This is a genomic window from Allomesorhizobium aridi, assembly GCF_043769475.1.
In the GTDB taxonomy this organism is placed as follows: Bacteria; Pseudomonadota; Alphaproteobacteria; order Rhizobiales; family Rhizobiaceae; genus Allomesorhizobium.
This window is the reverse complement of sequence record NZ_CP171729.1, coordinates 531,722-547,002: the sequence shown is the minus strand read 5'-3', so window position 1 is coordinate 547,002 and position 15,281 is coordinate 531,722. Positions and strand designations below refer to the sequence as shown.

Annotated in this window: 17 protein-coding genes and 1 pseudogene; 14 read left to right on the top strand and 4 right to left on the bottom strand. The window is 63.4% G+C overall.

Annotated features, from left to right (window positions below; genetic code table 11):
* Positions 1 to 5: 5 nt before the first annotated feature.
* A complete protein-coding gene (locus tag ACG873_RS04585) occupies positions 6 to 386 on the bottom strand; it encodes a c-type cytochrome (protein WP_394890652.1) in 381 nt (126 codons plus the stop codon).
* 601 nt (positions 387 to 987) lie between these two features.
* On the opposite strand from ACG873_RS04585, the gene ACG873_RS04580 reads away from it, so the two are divergent.
* The 5 genes from ACG873_RS04580 to ACG873_RS04560 all read left to right on the top strand — a co-directional run bounded on the left by ACG873_RS04580 (position 988) and on the right by ACG873_RS04560 (position 5,502).
* Entirely contained in the window at positions 988 to 1,977 is a 990-nt protein-coding gene (locus tag ACG873_RS04580) for an ABC transporter substrate-binding protein (RefSeq protein ID WP_394890651.1), read from the top strand.
* Positions 1,974 to 2,801 carry an ABC transporter permease gene (locus ACG873_RS04575; RefSeq protein WP_394890650.1) on the top strand — a complete coding sequence of 276 codons (828 nt, stop codon included), beginning with the start codon at positions 1,974 to 1,976 and terminating at the stop codon, positions 2,799 to 2,801. Before ACG873_RS04580 ends, ACG873_RS04575 begins: the two co-directional genes overlap by 4 nt.
* Positions 2,770 to 3,510 (top strand): ABC transporter ATP-binding protein, encoded by a 741-nt coding sequence (locus ACG873_RS04570; protein WP_394893342.1) that lies wholly within the window; start codon positions 2,770 to 2,772, stop codon positions 3,508 to 3,510. The genes ACG873_RS04575 and ACG873_RS04570 overlap by 32 nt, the downstream gene beginning before the upstream one ends.
* Positions 3,511 to 3,538: 28 nt before the next feature.
* Positions 3,539 to 4,501, top strand: coding sequence for a quinoprotein relay system zinc metallohydrolase 2 (locus ACG873_RS04565; protein WP_394890649.1), 963 nt, complete (start codon positions 3,539 to 3,541; stop codon positions 4,499 to 4,501).
* A 137-nt stretch (positions 4,502 to 4,638) separates the two neighbouring features.
* Positions 4,639 to 5,502, top strand: a complete 864-nt coding sequence (locus tag ACG873_RS04560) for a quinoprotein dehydrogenase-associated SoxYZ-like carrier (protein WP_394890648.1) — start codon at positions 4,639 to 4,641, stop codon at positions 5,500 to 5,502.
* A 24-nt stretch (positions 5,503 to 5,526) separates the two neighbouring features.
* On the opposite strand, the gene ACG873_RS04555 is transcribed toward ACG873_RS04560, so the two are convergent.
* Positions 5,527 to 5,874, bottom strand: a complete 348-nt coding sequence (locus ACG873_RS04555) for a hypothetical protein (RefSeq protein WP_394890647.1) — start codon at positions 5,872 to 5,874, stop codon at positions 5,527 to 5,529.
* 781 nt (positions 5,875 to 6,655) lie between these two features.
* Between ACG873_RS04555 and ACG873_RS04550 the strand changes: the two genes are divergently transcribed.
* From ACG873_RS04550 to pqqE, 9 genes and pseudogenes are all read left to right on the top strand, one after another.
* Positions 6,656 to 8,431: a methanol/ethanol family PQQ-dependent dehydrogenase gene (locus ACG873_RS04550; RefSeq protein WP_394890646.1), complete on the top strand. Its 1,776-nt coding sequence runs from the start codon at positions 6,656 to 6,658 to the stop codon at positions 8,429 to 8,431.
* Between the two features lie 182 nt (positions 8,432 to 8,613).
* The gene (locus ACG873_RS04545; RefSeq protein ID WP_394890645.1) at positions 8,614 to 9,141 is read left to right on the top strand and encodes a c-type cytochrome, methanol metabolism-related; all 528 of its coding nucleotides are present in this window, start codon (positions 8,614 to 8,616) and stop codon (positions 9,139 to 9,141) included.
* 1 nt (position 9,142) lies between these two features.
* Entirely contained in the window at positions 9,143 to 10,000 is an 858-nt protein-coding gene (locus ACG873_RS04540) for a substrate-binding domain-containing protein (protein ID WP_394890644.1), read from the top strand.
* Positions 10,001 to 10,034: 34 nt separating this feature from the next.
* Entirely contained in the window at positions 10,035 to 10,592 is a 558-nt protein-coding gene (locus ACG873_RS04535) for a PQQ-dependent catabolism-associated CXXCW motif protein (RefSeq protein WP_394890643.1), read from the top strand.
* 165 nt (positions 10,593 to 10,757) lie between these two features.
* Positions 10,758 to 10,853, top strand: coding sequence for a pyrroloquinoline quinone precursor peptide PqqA (locus tag ACG873_RS04530; protein ID WP_139043887.1), 96 nt, complete (start codon positions 10,758 to 10,760; stop codon positions 10,851 to 10,853).
* A 131-nt stretch (positions 10,854 to 10,984) separates the two neighbouring features.
* Positions 10,985 to 11,919 (top strand): annotated as a pseudogene (pqqB, locus tag ACG873_RS04525) (pyrroloquinoline quinone biosynthesis protein PqqB).
* On the top strand, positions 11,916 to 12,674 hold the full coding sequence (gene pqqC / locus ACG873_RS04520; RefSeq protein ID WP_394890642.1) for a pyrroloquinoline-quinone synthase PqqC: 759 nt from the start codon (positions 11,916 to 11,918) through the stop codon (positions 12,672 to 12,674). The pseudogene pqqB and the gene pqqC overlap by 4 nt, the downstream one beginning before the upstream one ends.
* The gene (pqqD, locus tag ACG873_RS04515; protein WP_394890641.1) at positions 12,671 to 12,967 is read left to right on the top strand and encodes a pyrroloquinoline quinone biosynthesis peptide chaperone PqqD; all 297 of its coding nucleotides are present in this window, start codon (positions 12,671 to 12,673) and stop codon (positions 12,965 to 12,967) included. Before pqqC ends, pqqD begins: the two co-directional genes overlap by 4 nt.
* A complete protein-coding gene (pqqE, locus tag ACG873_RS04510) occupies positions 12,964 to 14,076 on the top strand; it encodes a pyrroloquinoline quinone biosynthesis protein PqqE (RefSeq protein ID WP_394890640.1) in 1,113 nt (370 codons plus the stop codon). The genes pqqD and pqqE overlap by 4 nt, the downstream gene beginning before the upstream one ends.
* Positions 14,077 to 14,088: 12 nt before the next feature.
* Here the strand turns inward: pqqE and folP are convergent, their stop codons facing one another.
* Together folP and ACG873_RS04500 are read right to left on the bottom strand one after the other, a co-directional pair.
* The gene (folP, locus tag ACG873_RS04505; RefSeq protein WP_394890639.1) at positions 14,089 to 14,925 is read right to left on the bottom strand and encodes a dihydropteroate synthase; all 837 of its coding nucleotides are present in this window, start codon (positions 14,923 to 14,925) and stop codon (positions 14,089 to 14,091) included.
* Positions 14,922 to 15,275: an ArsC family reductase gene (locus ACG873_RS04500; protein WP_394890638.1), complete on the bottom strand. Its 354-nt coding sequence runs from the start codon at positions 15,273 to 15,275 to the stop codon at positions 14,922 to 14,924. Before ACG873_RS04500 ends, folP begins: the two co-directional genes overlap by 4 nt.
* Positions 15,276 to 15,281: the final 6 nt, after the last annotated feature.

The following is a 15,281-nucleotide window of genomic DNA, read 5'->3' as shown; positions in this document are numbered from 1 at the left end:
GTCCGTTATCCGGGGAACTGCTTGAGATAGGCAATGACGTTGGCGAGATCCTCGTCCTTCTTCAGGCCGGGGAACGCCATTTTTCCGCCCTTGATCATTTCCCGAGGCGCGCGGAGATATTCCGTCAGGGTGGCGTCGTCCCACACCAGCCCGCCTTTGCCGGCCTCGACCATGGCCGGTGAATATTTGAAATCCGCATGGGTGCCGGCGGTTCGGCCGACCACGCCCATCAGCGACGGCCCGATCTTGTTCTGGTCCTTGTCGATAACATGGCAGGCCTTGCATTTGGCGAAGACCTTTTCGCCGGCGGCGGCATCCTGAGCCAGGGATTGCCCCGTCGACAGGGTCACGATTGAGATGGCGGCAAAAAACGCGGCAGCGCGCATTGGCATTTCCTCATTGCTCGTCACAGTGCCCTAGACGATGGCATGCGAGCCTTGCGGCGGCACGCGCATTCATGCGGGTCATTCCGTCCCTGCACCTCGGAAAGCTAGACGGAGGGTGGAGGATGTCAACTACATACGTTGTCACAGCCGATCGCGAACGCCTGTCCATTCGTCTTTGTTGACGGCCATGGGGCGACCGCGTAGCTTCCCGCAATTCCGGTTTCCCGACGGGCACCTTGAGGAAATCCGGCAAGCGACGACGTTTTGTCCAGGGCGACTCTCCGGCTGAAACGTCGAGGCGAGCGTCCCGGGGACGCCGTTGCAAGGTGCTGAAATGGAAATGGTCGATCTCATCTTGACGGTTTGCCTGACCGCCAATCCGAGCAACTGCCGGGAGGAGCATCTCTATTTCGAGAGCCGCGGCTCTCTGCTCCAGTGTATGCTCCTTGCGCCGGCCGAAATTGCGAAATGGTCGTCGAACACCCGACCGTCAAGGTCGTGCGCTGGCGGTGCACTTTTCCCGACAAGGAGCGATCGATCTGATGTCGCAAGCGCTCATCGGCCCGGTCGCGTTCATCTGCGGCCTTTGGGAGGAGATGTCATGATGATTTCGAGACGCGGCGCGCTTCGCCTGGCGGCGCTGGGAACGGCCGCGGTTCTCACTGCAGCAGGCGCGGCTCGCGCCGCCGCAAAGGTTCGCATTGGCGTCCTGAAGTTCGGCACCGTGAGCTGGGAACTCGACACGGTGAAGCACCACAAACTCGACGCCGCCAACGGGATCGACCTCGAAGTCGTGTATTTCGCCGGCGAGGACGCCACCAATGTCGCGATGCTGGCCGGCGAGATCGACATCATCGTCTCCGACTGGCTGTGGGTTTCGCGCCAGCGCTCGGAAGGCGATGATGTGACGCTGGCCCCCTATTCCACCGCGGTCGGCGCCATCATGGTCAGGCAGGAATCGCCGATCCGGACCATCGCCGACCTGAAGCAGAAAAAGATCGGCGTCGCCGGCGGTCCGCTCGACAAGAGCTGGCTGCTCATCCAGGCGCTGGCCAGGCGCGACCACGGCGTCGATCTGACCACGGCAAACGAGATCGTCTTCGGCGCGCCGCCGCTGCTTTCGGAAAAGGCGATGCAGGGCGAACTCGATGCGGTGCTGAATTTCTGGCATTTTTGCGCCCGGCTCGAAGCCAACGACTTTCGCCGCCTGGTCGGCGCCGAGGACGCGGCCAAGGCGCTCGGAGCCTCGGCCGCAGTGTCGGCGCTGGGCTACGTCTTCCACGAGAAATGGGCGAACGACAATCCGGACGCCGCGAAAGGCTTCGTCAAGGCTTCCGCCCAGGCCAAGGATCTGCTGGCCCGGTCGGACGCCGAATGGCAGCGCCTGGCTCCGATCGTCCGCGCCGAGGGCGCGGAACTGGAAAAGCTGCGCGACTGCTACCGCGAGGGCATCCCGGCGCGGACGATCGCCGAGGAAGAGGCCGACGCCGGCAAGCTCTACCGGGTGCTCGCTGAAATCGGCGGCGAGAAGCTGGTCGGCAGCGCGCCCGAAATGGCGCCGGGCACATACTGGCCGGAGCTTTCGAAATGACTTCACCGGGTGTCGACCGCGGGATCACCACGGCGGGCGCGGCACTGCCGCTCCGCTCGGGCCGGCGCGCGTTCGCCGTGCCGGCGCTGACAACCGCCGCGTCCCTGCTCGGCCTGTTTCTCCTTTGGAGCTTCGCTGCGGAGGCTTGGCCGAGCCGCGCATTCCCGCCGCCGGACCAGGTGTGGCGGGTGCTTTATAACGATACTGCGAGCGGCGAACTGCCCTACCACCTCGGCGTCACGCTTGGCCGGGTCGCTGCGGCGTTCGTCGTGGCGATGGTCATCGGCTCGGTCATCGGCGTCCTCCTCGGCGTCCATCGCCGCGCGGACCAGTTCTTCAATCCCTGGGTCGTCCTGTTCCTCAACATCCCCGCGCTGGTCATCATCGTACTCGCCTATATCTGGTTCGGCCTCAACGAGGCGGCGGCCATAGGCGCGGTCGCGGTGAACAAGATTCCCAACGTCGTGGTGACAATGCGCGAAGGCGCCAGGGCGCTCGACCCGCGCTACGCCGAGATGGCCGCGGTCTATCGTTTCGGTCCCCTGGACCGCCTGCGGCACATCCTGCTGCCGCAGCTTCAGCCCTACCTCGCCGCCGCCTCGCGGTCCGGCGTCGCCCTCATCTGGAAGATCGTCCTGGTGGTCGAACTGCTCGGCCGCTCCAACGGCGTCGGCTTCCAGATCTATCTCCATTTCCAGCTCTTCGACGTGGCAGCCATCCTCGCCTACACGCTGGCTTTCGTCGCGATCATGCTCCTCATTGAACTCCTCCTGGTGCAGCCCGTTGAACGACATGCAACCCGTTGGCGTCGCCGTCCCGCTTAGGGTCGACATCGCCGAAAAGACCTTCAGGTCCGCGGCGGGCGTCCCGGTGACGGCGCTGCACGACCTTTCCTTTGAGGTCCGGCAAGGCGAATTCGCCTGCCTGCTCGGGCCATCGGGCTGCGGCAAGACCACCACGCTGCGCATCCTGCTCGGCCTCGACACCGACTTTTCAGGTTCCTTCCAATTGCCCCAAGGCGGCTCGAACCGCATCGCCGTCGTGTTCCAGGAGCCGACCCTGCTGCCTTGGCGGACCGTCGAGCAGAATGTCCGGCTCGCCCTGCCCAAGGGGATGCGCAACGCCAAGCTCGACTGGCTGTTCGACAGTCTCGGCCTTGCCGGCATGCGCTCGCTGTTTCCCTCGGAACTGTCGCTCGGGCTTGCACGCAGGGCGGCCCTCGCCAGGGCGTTCGCCACCGAGCCGGCCGTGCTCTTTCTCGACGAGCCGTTCGTCTCGCTCGACGAACAGACGGCTGAGCGGCTTCGCTACCTGCTCCTCGAAGTGTGGTCGGCGCGGCCAACCACCGCGTTAATGGTGACGCACAATCTGCGCGAGGCGCTGATGCTGTCCGACCGCATCATCGTCCTGTCGCCGCGGCCCGCCCACGTGCTCGGCGTGTTCGACGTGCGGCTGCCGCGGCAATATCGCAACCGCCAGGTGATGAGCGACCTTCTGCGGTCGTTTCACGAGAAGTTTCCGTACGCGGCGTGATCCGCACCGAAAGCATATGGGAGGAACGATGCCTATCGATCGGGTTCGCCGGGGGCTTGTGACCGGGTTCGCCTGCGTCGGCGCCGGCGCGGCGCTGCCATGCTGTTTTCCGCATGGCGCCCTGGCAGCCGCCACGGACTTCGCACTGAGCGAGATTGCCGACGGCGTCTTTGCCTTTCGGGGCAAGAACGAGTTGATGACCCCCGGCAACGAAGGCGCGATCTGCAATCTGGGCATCGTCGTCGGCGAGGAAGCAGTCGCCGCGATAGACAGCGGCGGCAGTCTCGTCCAGGCGCACGCCTTCATCGCCGCGATCAGGGAGGTTACGCAAAAGCCGATCCGCTTCCTGATCAACACCCACATGCATCCCGACCACATCTTCGGCAATGCGGCGTTCCGCGACATCGGGGCGACGGTCGTGGGCCATCGCAACCTGCCGCGCGCGCTAGAGGCGCGCGGCGCGTTCTACCTGCGGAATTATCACAACCAGCTCGGCGACGCGCTGATGGAGGGCGTGGAGATCGTGCCGCCGGCGCAGCTGGTCGCCGATCGCGTCGAACTCGACCTCGGCGGGCGCGTGCTGGACCTACGGGCTTGGAAAGCCGCCCATACCGACAACGACTTGACTGTCTTCGACGCCCGGACCCGCATGCTGTTGGCCGGCGATCTCGTCTTCATGGAGCATCTGCCGACGCTGGACGGCTCGCTGCTTGGCTGGATCCGCCAGATGGATGCGCTTGCCGCGATCGACGCACGCAGCGCCGTGCCGGGCCACGGCCCGGTCGCGGCCCGCTGGCCGGACGCGCTGGCCGCCCAGCGACGCTATTTCGAGGTTCTGGCCGGAGACGTCCGGCAGGCGATCGCCGAGGGCCGGCCCCTTGCCGAGACGGTCAAGACGGCCGGCCGAAGCGAGGCGTCCAAATGGGCGCTCTTCGACGAATACAACGAGCGCAACGCGACCGCCGCCTACGCCGAGCTGGAATGGGAGTGAGGCTATCGTCCAGGCATCCGGCCGGCGCCTGGTTTGCCGGTCGAACGCTCACGACGGCGTAATTTGCCAACGCCCTCGCCCCGGCTTATGATTCTGCTCAGCCTGGGCACCACCTTCGAACCGGTGGAGGCACCGAAATGCAAGACGGCGTATCCAAGAATCGGCGGTTTGTAATCGCCGCGACGCTCTTTGGCGCGGCCGCCATGGCCGTGGGTACACTCACCGGCGCCACACCGGCGCTGGCGCAGCAGTCCCCCTCATCGTCTGAGAGGATCTGGACGGCCCTCAAAGGCGATGTCTTCGGCGACCGGCAGATCCTCTCCGATACCGGCCTTATCCGGATCGAGGCGCCGAAGCGCGCGCAGGATGCGGCACTTGTGCCGGTCGACATCTATATCGATGCCGCCAAGGCGCCGCCCGACGGCGTCAAGTCGGTGACCATGATCATCGACGTGAACCCCGCGCCGGTGGCGGCGACGTTCCAGATCGGCAAGGATGCGGGCGTCACCCATCTGTCGACCCGCGTGCGCGTCGACGATTACTCCTACCTGCGCGCGATCGCCGAAACGGCAAGCGGCGAACTCCACATGTCCAGCACCTTCGTCAAGGCTTCGGGCGGGTGCTCGGCGCCGGCAGTCAAGAACACCGACGAGGCGCTTGCCTCGATGGGGCAGATGAAGCTGCGCCAGTTCACACCGGCGGCGACCGAGACGGCGGGCAATGCGCCGGAGCTGCAGCTGATGATCCGGCATCCCAACAATTCCGGGCTGCAACGCGATCCGCTGACCCAGTATTTCATCCCCGCGCATTTCGTCCACAAGCTGTCGGTCTCCCAGGGCGACAGGCTGCTGCTCGCTATGGAGGGCGGCATTTCGATCTCGGAGGATCCCAACTTCCGCTTCGACTTCAGCCCGGGCGCCGGCGACATCAAGGTCGAAGCGACGGACACCGAGGGCAAGGTCTTCAGCGACGAATGGCCGCTCGAGGCGGCGGGACTCTAAGAGGGCGACGTATTTGGCCTGGAACTAAAAGCAGCGGATATCCGCCTCCGCCTGCGCGCGCTTCAGTTCGGCGCCGGCGGTCTTTGCCGGCGCGCTTTCGCGAAACAGTCCGCTCGCCTCGCCGGTCGTCTGCGCCATCTGCTTGAACGTCTCGGCCGCCTCGTAGCGTTCGTAGGGTATGATCGAGGCGATCACATCGATCGAGCACGAGCAGCGCTCCAGCGCCTGGCGCGTCTGGCCGTTCGATCTCATGCAGCCGAGCACATAGTCGGCGAGCGCCGAAGTGGGGTAGTCTCCCGCCGCCTGCGCCGGGCCGGCGGCCAGCGCCGCCAGGCAAAGCGACAAGGTTGAATATCGGATCGACCTGGTCATCGGGGCATTCCTTCCATTGGCTTGGAATTGCTCATACGGGAACGTTAGGCAAAGCCCGCCAAGCCGTCATATAGGACCAAAGGAGGAATGTCGGACGCCCCGAAAAAGAGGCTCCGGACCGGCCTGCTGACGCTCTTTGCAGCGATAGAATCCACTGCCGTTTCATACCTCCTCAACTATCCTCGGCCCGCGCCTCGCATACATACTTGCTTGGAAAGCCCGCAACAAATATGCCACGCCATTGACAATGATTTTCTTGCAACTTCTGGACGATCATATTCTGAAATATATATATTTTCCTGAAATGGCGTTACAATAAATAGTTCACGCCCTTCCAATATTCATATATAGTTCTTTATGTTGCGCCGCATCATCGCATGTATTGCGATGCAACATGAAACAAGGGCTTTTTTCTTGCCTGACGGATTTTATTAACATAGCCTTTCCCTGTTTCCGGCTTCAAGGGCGTCACCGTCATAGGGAGCGGCGACCGTCTTTCGTAGGCCAAGTGAGATGGGCAGTAACGGTGCCCTCTGCTCGTCTGGCTTAGGTCGTGACACGCTGCCGGAAATACTTCCCCCACATGAATCGCTTGGGCAAGCCCTTGTGGGCTCAACGGTCGATTCCCCGATTGTGAACCCTGGGAGGATTTCGGATGCGTGTACTTGCGAAAGCTACCTACGTACTAACGACTGCGGCATTTCTGTCTTGCGGCGCGGCATACACCGCGTTTGCCAACGATGAGCTGCAGACTCTGTCTTCAGACCCCAAGAACTGGGCAATGCCTACGGGTGACTATGCCAACACCCGTTATTCGAAACTGAACCAGATCACCAAGGACAATGTGAAGGATCTGCAGGTCAAGTGGACAATGTCCACTGGCGTGTTGCGCGGCCACGAAGGCGGCCCGCTTGTCATCGGCGACGTGATGTATATCCACACCCCGTTTCCGAACATCGTCTATGCCCTGGACCTGAAGAACGACGGCAAGATCCTGTGGAAATACGAGCCCAAGCAGGATCCTAGCGTCATTGCGATCATGTGCTGCGACACGGTCAATCGTGGCGTCGCCTATGGCGACGGCAAGATCATCCTCAGCCAAGCCGACACGATGGTGACGGCGCTCGACGCCAAGACAGGCGAGGTCGCCTGGCAGGTCAAGAACGGCCAAGCCACCGACGGCAGCATTGCGGAATCCAGCACGTCCGCGCCCATGGTCGTCAAGGACAAGGTGATCATCGGCATCTCTGGCGCCGAATATGGTGTCCGCGGCCACATCTCGGCCTACAATCTGAAGGATGGCTCGCTTGCCTGGCGGGCCTATTCGACGGGACCCGATGCAGAAACCCTGATCGATCCCGAGAAGACGACCCATCTCGGAAAGCCGGTTGGTCCCGACTCTGGGATCAACACCTGGGAAGGCGAACAGTGGAAGACCGGTGGCGGCACGACCTGGGGATGGTACTCCTACGATCCCAAGCTCAACCTGATCTACTACGGTACCGGCAACCCATCGACCTGGAACCCGGTCCAGAGGCCGGGCGACAATCGCTGGTCGATGACGATCATGGCCCGCGATGCCGACACCGGTGCCGCCAAGTGGCTCTACCAGATGACCCCGCATGACGAGTGGGACTATGACGGCGTCAACGAGATGATCCTTGTCGACGGCATGGACATCGAGGGCCAGAAACGCGACGTCCTCGTTCACTTCGACCGCAACGGCTTTGCCTACACCATGGACCGTGCAACTGGCGAGCTTCTCGTCGCCAAGAAGTACGATCCCACGGTGAATTGGGCGACGGAAGTCGTTATGGATCCGGCGAGCGAGCAGTATGGCCGTCCGCAGGTAGTTGCCAAATACTCGACCCAGCAGAACGGCGAGGACACCAACACCACGGGCGTCTGCCCAGCTGCCCTTGGAACGAAAGACCAGCAGCCGGCGACCTACTCGCCTAAGACGGGGCTCTTCTACGTGCCGACCAACCATGTCTGCATGGACTACGAGCCTTACAAGGTGAACTACACCGCCGGCCAGGCCTATGTGGGCGCAACGGTGGCAATGTACCCGACTCCGGGCAGCCATGGCGGCATGGGCAACTTCATCGCCTGGGACGCGGCCAAGGGTGAGATCGTCTGGTCCAAGCCCGAGCAGTTCTCGGTCTGGTCCGGCGCACTTGCCACCGAGGGCGACGTGGTCTTCTACGGCACGCTGGAAGGCTACATCAAGGCTGTCGATACCGAAGGCAACGAACTCTACAAGTTCAAGACGCCGTCGGGCATCATCGGCAACATCAACACGTTCGAACATGACGGCAAGCAATATGTAGCCGTTCTGTCGGGCGTCGGTGGCTGGGCCGGCATCGGCCTCGCAGGTGGTCTTCTGGGCGCCGAAGGCGCCGCAGCCTGGCAGACGGCGGTGGCGGGCGAGAGAGCTCCGACCGAGGAAGAAAAGTCGATTTCCACGGCTGGTCTTGGCGCGGTCGGCGGCTATGCAGCACTCGCCGACTACACGACGTTGGGCGGTCAGCTCACCGTCTTCGGCCTTCCGGATTGATCCTTCCGGGAAGATGGTACGGCCAAGGTCTTTTGCGAGGCCTTTAACTTGAGAAGCGAGAGCCCGGATCACCGGGACCCCGACCCGGGCTCTCGATTTTTCGCCGCACATCACAACGCACCTGTCACCGCCGCATTGCGACAGCCAAGCTGTGTCCGTGGCGAAATGAAAAAGAGGTCTGAATGTCTGTTCGCAACATAGTTTCCGTTCTTGCTCTCGTTCTCCTGCCGCTCGCCGGCGCCGGCTTGGCCCAGGCCGCCGACGACAAGGAAAAGGCGGCAGCCGTCACCGACGAGGACGGCAAGTATTTCGACGCGGAAGGCAATCCGACCTTCAAGATCGATGAAGACGGCACGGTCGACTGGTACACGTTCAGCGGCTACCGGCGCTATCATTCCGATTGCCATGTCTGCCACGGACCCGACGGCGTCGGCTCGAGCTACGCCCCGGCGCTGGCCAACTCCATGAAGGACATGGACTACGGCACGTTCCTGTCGATCGTCGCGGAAGGCCGCAAGAATGTCGGCGGCGGCAAGGAAAACGTCATGCCGGCCTTCGGCGACAACAAGAACGTCTATTGCTACATGGACGATCTCTACGTCTATCTGCGCGCCCGCGCAGTCGGAGCCGCTCCCCGCGGCCGGCCGCCCAAGAAGGCGGACAAGCCGCAGGCCGCAAAGGACGCCGAAGCGTCCTGCATGGGAGGATGACATGAGCCGCCGCCGCAAGTTGCGCCTGTTCCTGTTCGCTGCCGTGGCGGCCGCTCTTGCCCCCGGCGCAGCGTGGGCCCAAGGCGCCGGTCTCGGCGCGGCAGGCGAACTGGTGGATCCCGAGGTGCTGCGCGTCTGCGCCGATCCTTCGAATCTGCCCTTCACCGACGAAAACGGCGAGGGTTTCGAGAACAAACTGGCCGAACTGGTCGCTGAGAAGACCGGCCGGAAATCCGTCGCTTATACCTGGTTTCCGATGGTTATGGGCTTCGTCCGCAACACGCTGAGAGCCAATCGCTGCGATATCATCATGGGCTACGCGCAGGGCGACGAACTGGTTCAGAACACCAATGCCTATTATCGCTCGACCTATGCGCTGGTCTACAAGAAGGACAGCGGCCTCGCCGGGGTCGAAACCATCGAGGATCCGAAACTGGCCGGCAAGAAAATCGGCGTTGTCGCCGGGACGCCGCCCACCGCAAATATGGCGGCGATCAAGCTCATGCGTACGGCCAAGGTCTATCCGCTGATGGTGGACACGCGCCTGATGCCGTCAGTGGCCGAAATCATGATCAAGGACATGCTTGCAGGCGCGATCGATGCCGCGATCGTTTGGGGCCCCATGGGAGGCTACTACGCCAAAAATTCCGGAGCCGATCTGGCGTTCGTTCCCCTCGTGAAGGAAAGAACTGGCTCGCGTATGATCTACCGCATCACCATGGGCGTGCGCCCATCGGATCAGGAATGGAAGCGGACACTCAACAAGGTCATCAGGGAAAACCAGGCGGCGATCAACCAGATCCTGCTGGATTACAACGTGCCTCTTCTCGACGAGCACGACCAGCCGATCACGCAATAGAGCCGCTGGACCAGCGGGCGGCGAAGAGAAGGAGATGAAGCGAAGATCGTTGTTTCTGCTGCTCGCAGCGGGTTTTCTGGGTTCAGCCGGGCCGGCTTGGGCCGGCAGCGTCGAGGAGCCCGCCAACTACCGGATGGACGAATACCGGGCGCCGGTGCCGGACACGCTGCAAGGAGCCAAGGTGGTGACGACGAGCGAAGCCGAGGCGCTGTGGCGGGAGAAGAAGGCGATTTTCTTCGACGTCATGCCGCAGGCGCCGAAGCCGGCCAATCTGCCGGCGGGAACGATATGGAAGGAGAAGATCAGGAAGGACATTCCAGGCAGCGTGTGGTTGGCCAATGTGGGCTACGGCGCGATTTCGGAGGAGACCGCCGAATATTTCCGCCAGGGGCTCGCGGCCAGCACCGGTTCGGACAAGTCGCGCACGATATTGTTCTACTGCATGACCAACTGCTGGATGTCCTGGAATGCCGCCAAACGGGCGCTCGAATGGGGATACCGATCGGTGATCTGGTACCCGCTCGGGTCGGATGGCTGGGAGAGCGCTGATCTGCCGCTGGAGGAGAATACCCCTTACGCGATGAACGATTGAAACTGACAGGATGCAATTTTGACGTTGTTTTTCGAATTTTCAGAACCAATCTTTTCATTTGTCCATTTGAGAAGTGATGGACGAACCGCTGCTTAACGGTGCCCCCGCAGCGGTGTGATATCGACAGGATCGGTCCATTCGGGCCGGTGGAAAAGGAGGAACGGAATGAAGAAAATCTGGACAAAGCCAACCATGTGCCAGGTTGCTGCTGGCTTTGAAATTTCGCGGTATCTGCCTGCTGAAATCACTCCCAAGAAGTAGGCCGCGTAGGCGCGTGCCGCTGGCGACAGCGGCACGCGCTGTCAGCTTGAATTAGCAGGACGTATCCGGCCGCGGCAGCACCATAGTTGTCGTGCCCAGGAAGTATGGAGTTCGAAGATCGGACTGTGGCGATGCGTCTGAAAATCGTCGGATCGGCAGCCGGCGGCGGTTTTCCCCAATGGAACTGCAATTACCGGCTGAGCCGCGCCGCCCGCGCCGGAACTGCCGGCGTGCGCCAGCGGACGCAATCGAGCCTCGCCGCTTCGGCCGACGGCGCCGGTTGGGTTCTCTTCAATGCCTCCCCCGACATTCGCCAGCAGATCGCGCAGACGCCCGAACTTCAGCCAGCCCCCGACGCGCCGTTGCGTTCAACGCCGATCCGCGCCGTCGTGCTCACCAACGCCGACGTTGATCATGTCGCTGGCCTGCTCAGCCTGCGCGAGCGCCAGCCCTTCGCCATATATGCTTCGGCGCGGGTCCTCGCCGCGCTCGAGGCGAACCCCATCTTCAACGTGCTCGATCCGGCGATCGTGCCGCGGCGCGCCCTGCCCTCCAACGGTGAGCTGGAGCTATGCGACGCAGCCGGCCGGGGAACCGGCGTGACGATCGAGAGCTTCGCGGTGCCTGGAAAAGTGGCGCTCTATCTGGAGGATGCCGGCAGGCCCGAGGCTGACTACGGCTCCGAAGAGGGCGATACCATCGCGGTGCGTATTACCGCCGGCAACGGCGGCTCGGCCTTTACATTCCAGCCTGCGCCAGGATCGACGCGGCACTGAAAGCGCGGCTTGCCGGCGCCGCCTGCCTGCTGTTCGACGGCACGGTCTATACCGACGACGAGATGATCGCTGCCGGCGTCGGGCAGAAGACCGGGGCACGCATGGGACATCTGGCGATGTCGGGCGAAACGGGTTCGATCGCGGGCCTCGCGGACGTGGCGGCAGGCCGCCGCGTCTTCGTCCACATCAACAACACCAACCCCGTTCTCGACGAGAACTCGGCCGAGCACGCGGCGGTCAGAGAAGCAGGCTGGGAAGTAGCGCATGACGGCATGGAGATAGAATTGTGAGCGATTTCCACGAAGCCGCCAAGGACGGCCTGTATGCGGCGGATCTTGAAGCCGTGCTCCGGCAGGTCGGCGCGGAGCGCTACCACAATCGGCATCCGCTGCATCACCGCATGACCGGCGGCGGCATGTCCAGGGGCGAGTTGCAGGCATGGGCGCTGAACCGCTACTGCTACCAGGCGATGATCCCGCGCAAGGACGCCATCATTCTCGCCCGCGCCACCGATCCGGCCTTTCGCGCCGCCTGGCGCAAGCGCATCGAGGATCATGACGGCGAGGACGGCTGGAGCGGCGGCATCGCGCGCTGGCTGTATCTCGCCACCTCGCTCGGCCTCGACGCCGAAGCGGTGAAAAGCGAAACGCTGGCGCTGCCCGCCACGCGCTTCGCCGTCGGCGCCTACTTTTCCTTCTGTGCCAGTGCGACGCTGCTCGAAGCCGTCGCCTCGTCGCTCACCGAACTGTTCTCGCCCGTCATCATCGGCGAGCGTGTGCCGGCAATGCTGGCCAAATACGAATACATCACCGAGGACACGCTCGCCTATTTCAGCCGGCGGCCGGAGCAGGCTTCGCGCGATTCCGATTTCGCCCTCGCTTATGTGCTGAAACATGCCGATACGCCGGAGCGCCAGCAGGCGGCTATCGACGCGCTGGTGCTGAAATGCGATATTCTCTGGGCGATGCTCGACGCGCTGCAGCATGCCTATGGCGAGGCCGGAAATATCCCCCCGGGCGCCTTCCGGCCGGAGCAAAGTTCATGATCGAGGAGCGTCAAAGGGCAGTCGTTTCGCTCCGGTCGACGCCGTCGCTGCCGAAACATGTGCGCATCCAGTTCGATCCGGTACGGCAGGCCTTCGCGGTCCTTTCTCCGGAAAAGGTGTTCTGGCCGAACGAGATCAGCCTCGACATTTTGCGCCGCTGTGACGGACGCTCCGACGTCGGCCACATCATCGCCGACCTTGCGGCAGAATATGGCGCGGAAGAGGACGAAATCGCCTCCGATGTCACCGCCTTCCTGCAGGAATGGGCGGACAAACTGCTGGTGAAGCTATGAGCGAGCCGCTTCTCCCTCCGATCGGAATGCTGGCGGAACTGACCCATCGCTGTCCGCTGCAATGCCCTTATTGCTCCAATCCGACCGAGCTCCTGAAGGCCAATCGCGAACTCGACACCCAAACCTGGCTCGACCTGTTCGGGCAGGCGGCGGATCTTGGCGTTCTCCAGGTCCACCTCTCCGGCGGCGAGCCGACCCTGCGCCGCGATCTCGAGCAACTGATCGCCGGGCTGTCGGCGCGCGGCGTCTACACCAATTTGATCACTGCAGGCGTCGGCATCGCAGAAGGCCGTATCGAGGCGTTCGCCGAAGCCGGGCTCGACCATTTGCAACTGAGTTTTCAGGGCGCGCGGCCGGCAACGACGGAGATGATCGGCAATCACCGCGGCAGCCATGAGAAGAAGCTCGACACGGCGCGACGGGCCCGCGCCGCCGGCCTGCCGCTCACCATCAACGCGCCGATTCACCGCCATAACATCGAGGAAGTGCCGGAATTCATCGAACTCGCTCTGTCGCTCGGCGCCGAGAGGCTTGAGATCGCCAATGTGCAGTATTCCGGCTGGGCGCTGACCAACCGCGATGCGCTGATGCCCGACCGCGCGGCGGTCGACCGCCAGGCCGAGATCGTCGAAGCGGCGCGCGAGCGGCTCACCGGCATCATGAACATCGACTTCGTCACACCGGATTATTTCGCTATCTATCCGAAGCCCTGCATGGGCGGCTGGGCGCGCGACGCGTTCATGGTTGCGCCCGACGGCATGGTGTTGCCCTGCCACGCCGCGCAGACCATCCCGTCGCTCAGCTTCGAGCGTTTCGAAGAGCGCACGCTCGCCGAAATCTGGACCGATTCGCCGGCCTTCAACGCTTTCCGCGGAACCGACTGGATGCAGGAGCCGTGCCGCGGCTGCGAGCGGCGCGAGATCGATTGGGGCGGCTGCCGTTGCCAGGCGATGGCGATCGCCGGCGATCCGGCCGCGACCGACCCGGCCTGCGTGAAGTCGCCGATCCACGCCCGCATGGCGAGGTTCATAACAGACGCTACCTCGACGGAAAAAGACCCGGAAAGCTTCGTCTATCGCCGGATAGGGGCGGTGACCGAACCGGCCTGACCGCCGCGAACGTCAGCCCTTCGCGGCGTTCTCCCGCTCCAGAATGGCGTCGGCGAAAGCCAGAGCATCCCTGTTCATCGCCACATTGTGCACGCGAAAAATGCTCGCGCCCTTCATCCTGAGGATGACGCTGGTGGCGGCGGTGCCAACGTCGCGCCCCTGCCGGTCGCCGCCCGCCACATGGGCGATCAGGCGTTTTCGCGACGTACCGACGAGCAGCGGAAAGCCAAGCGCGTGCAGCTCGCCAAAACGGGCCATGAGCTGAAGGTTCTCCTCGCCGTCCTTGGCGAAGCCGAACCCCGGATCGAGGACGATCTGGCCGTCGGAGACGCCGGCGTCGCGCGCGATTTCCAGCGAGCGCTGGAGGAAGAGAAACTGGTCGGCGATCACCTCGGGCAGCTTTTCGCGGTCGCGTCCGGTATGCATGACGGCGAGGCCGGCGCCGCTCTCCGCCGCCACATGGGCGATGCCCGGCTCGCGCTGCAGGCCGTGCACGTCGTTGACGATATGCGCGCCTGCCGCGACCGCGAGGCGCGCCGTCTCTTCGCGGTAAGTGTCGACCGAAATGATGCACCCTTCCCCCGCCAGCGCCTCGATTACCGGCAGGATGCGTGCCTGTTCCTCACGCGCCGCGACCGGCTCAGCGCCGGGCCTGGTCGATTCGCCGCCGACATCGATGATCGCTGCGCCCTCGGCGATCATCTGCCGCGCATGGGCGAGCGCGGCGTCAGGCCTGTCGAATTCGCCGCCATCGGAAAAGCTGTCCGGCGTGACGTTCAGGATTCCCATCATCAGCGCCTTCGCGCCGAGATCGAGATGCCTGCCGTGGGCGAGCTGCCAGCGCGTCATGTCCGCGAGAACCTCGCCGCGTAGATTTCCGGCTTGAAGCCGACGACCAGCCCGCCGTCCGCATCCATAACCGGGCGTTTGATCATGGAAGGTTGCGCCAGCATCAGTTTGATCGCACCTGCCTCGCCGAGGCCTTCCTTGTCAGCTTCCGGCAGTTTGCGGAAGGTCGTGCCCGCACGGTTGAGCAGCGTCTCCCAGCCCACCGCGCGCACCCACTCCTCGAGCCTGCCGCGCTCGACACCCTGGACCTTGTAGTCATGAAACGCATAAGCGACGCCGTGCGTGTCAAGCCATGCGCGCGCCTTCTTCATCGTATCGCAGTTTTTAATGCCGTAGAGGGTGACTGTCATGATCCC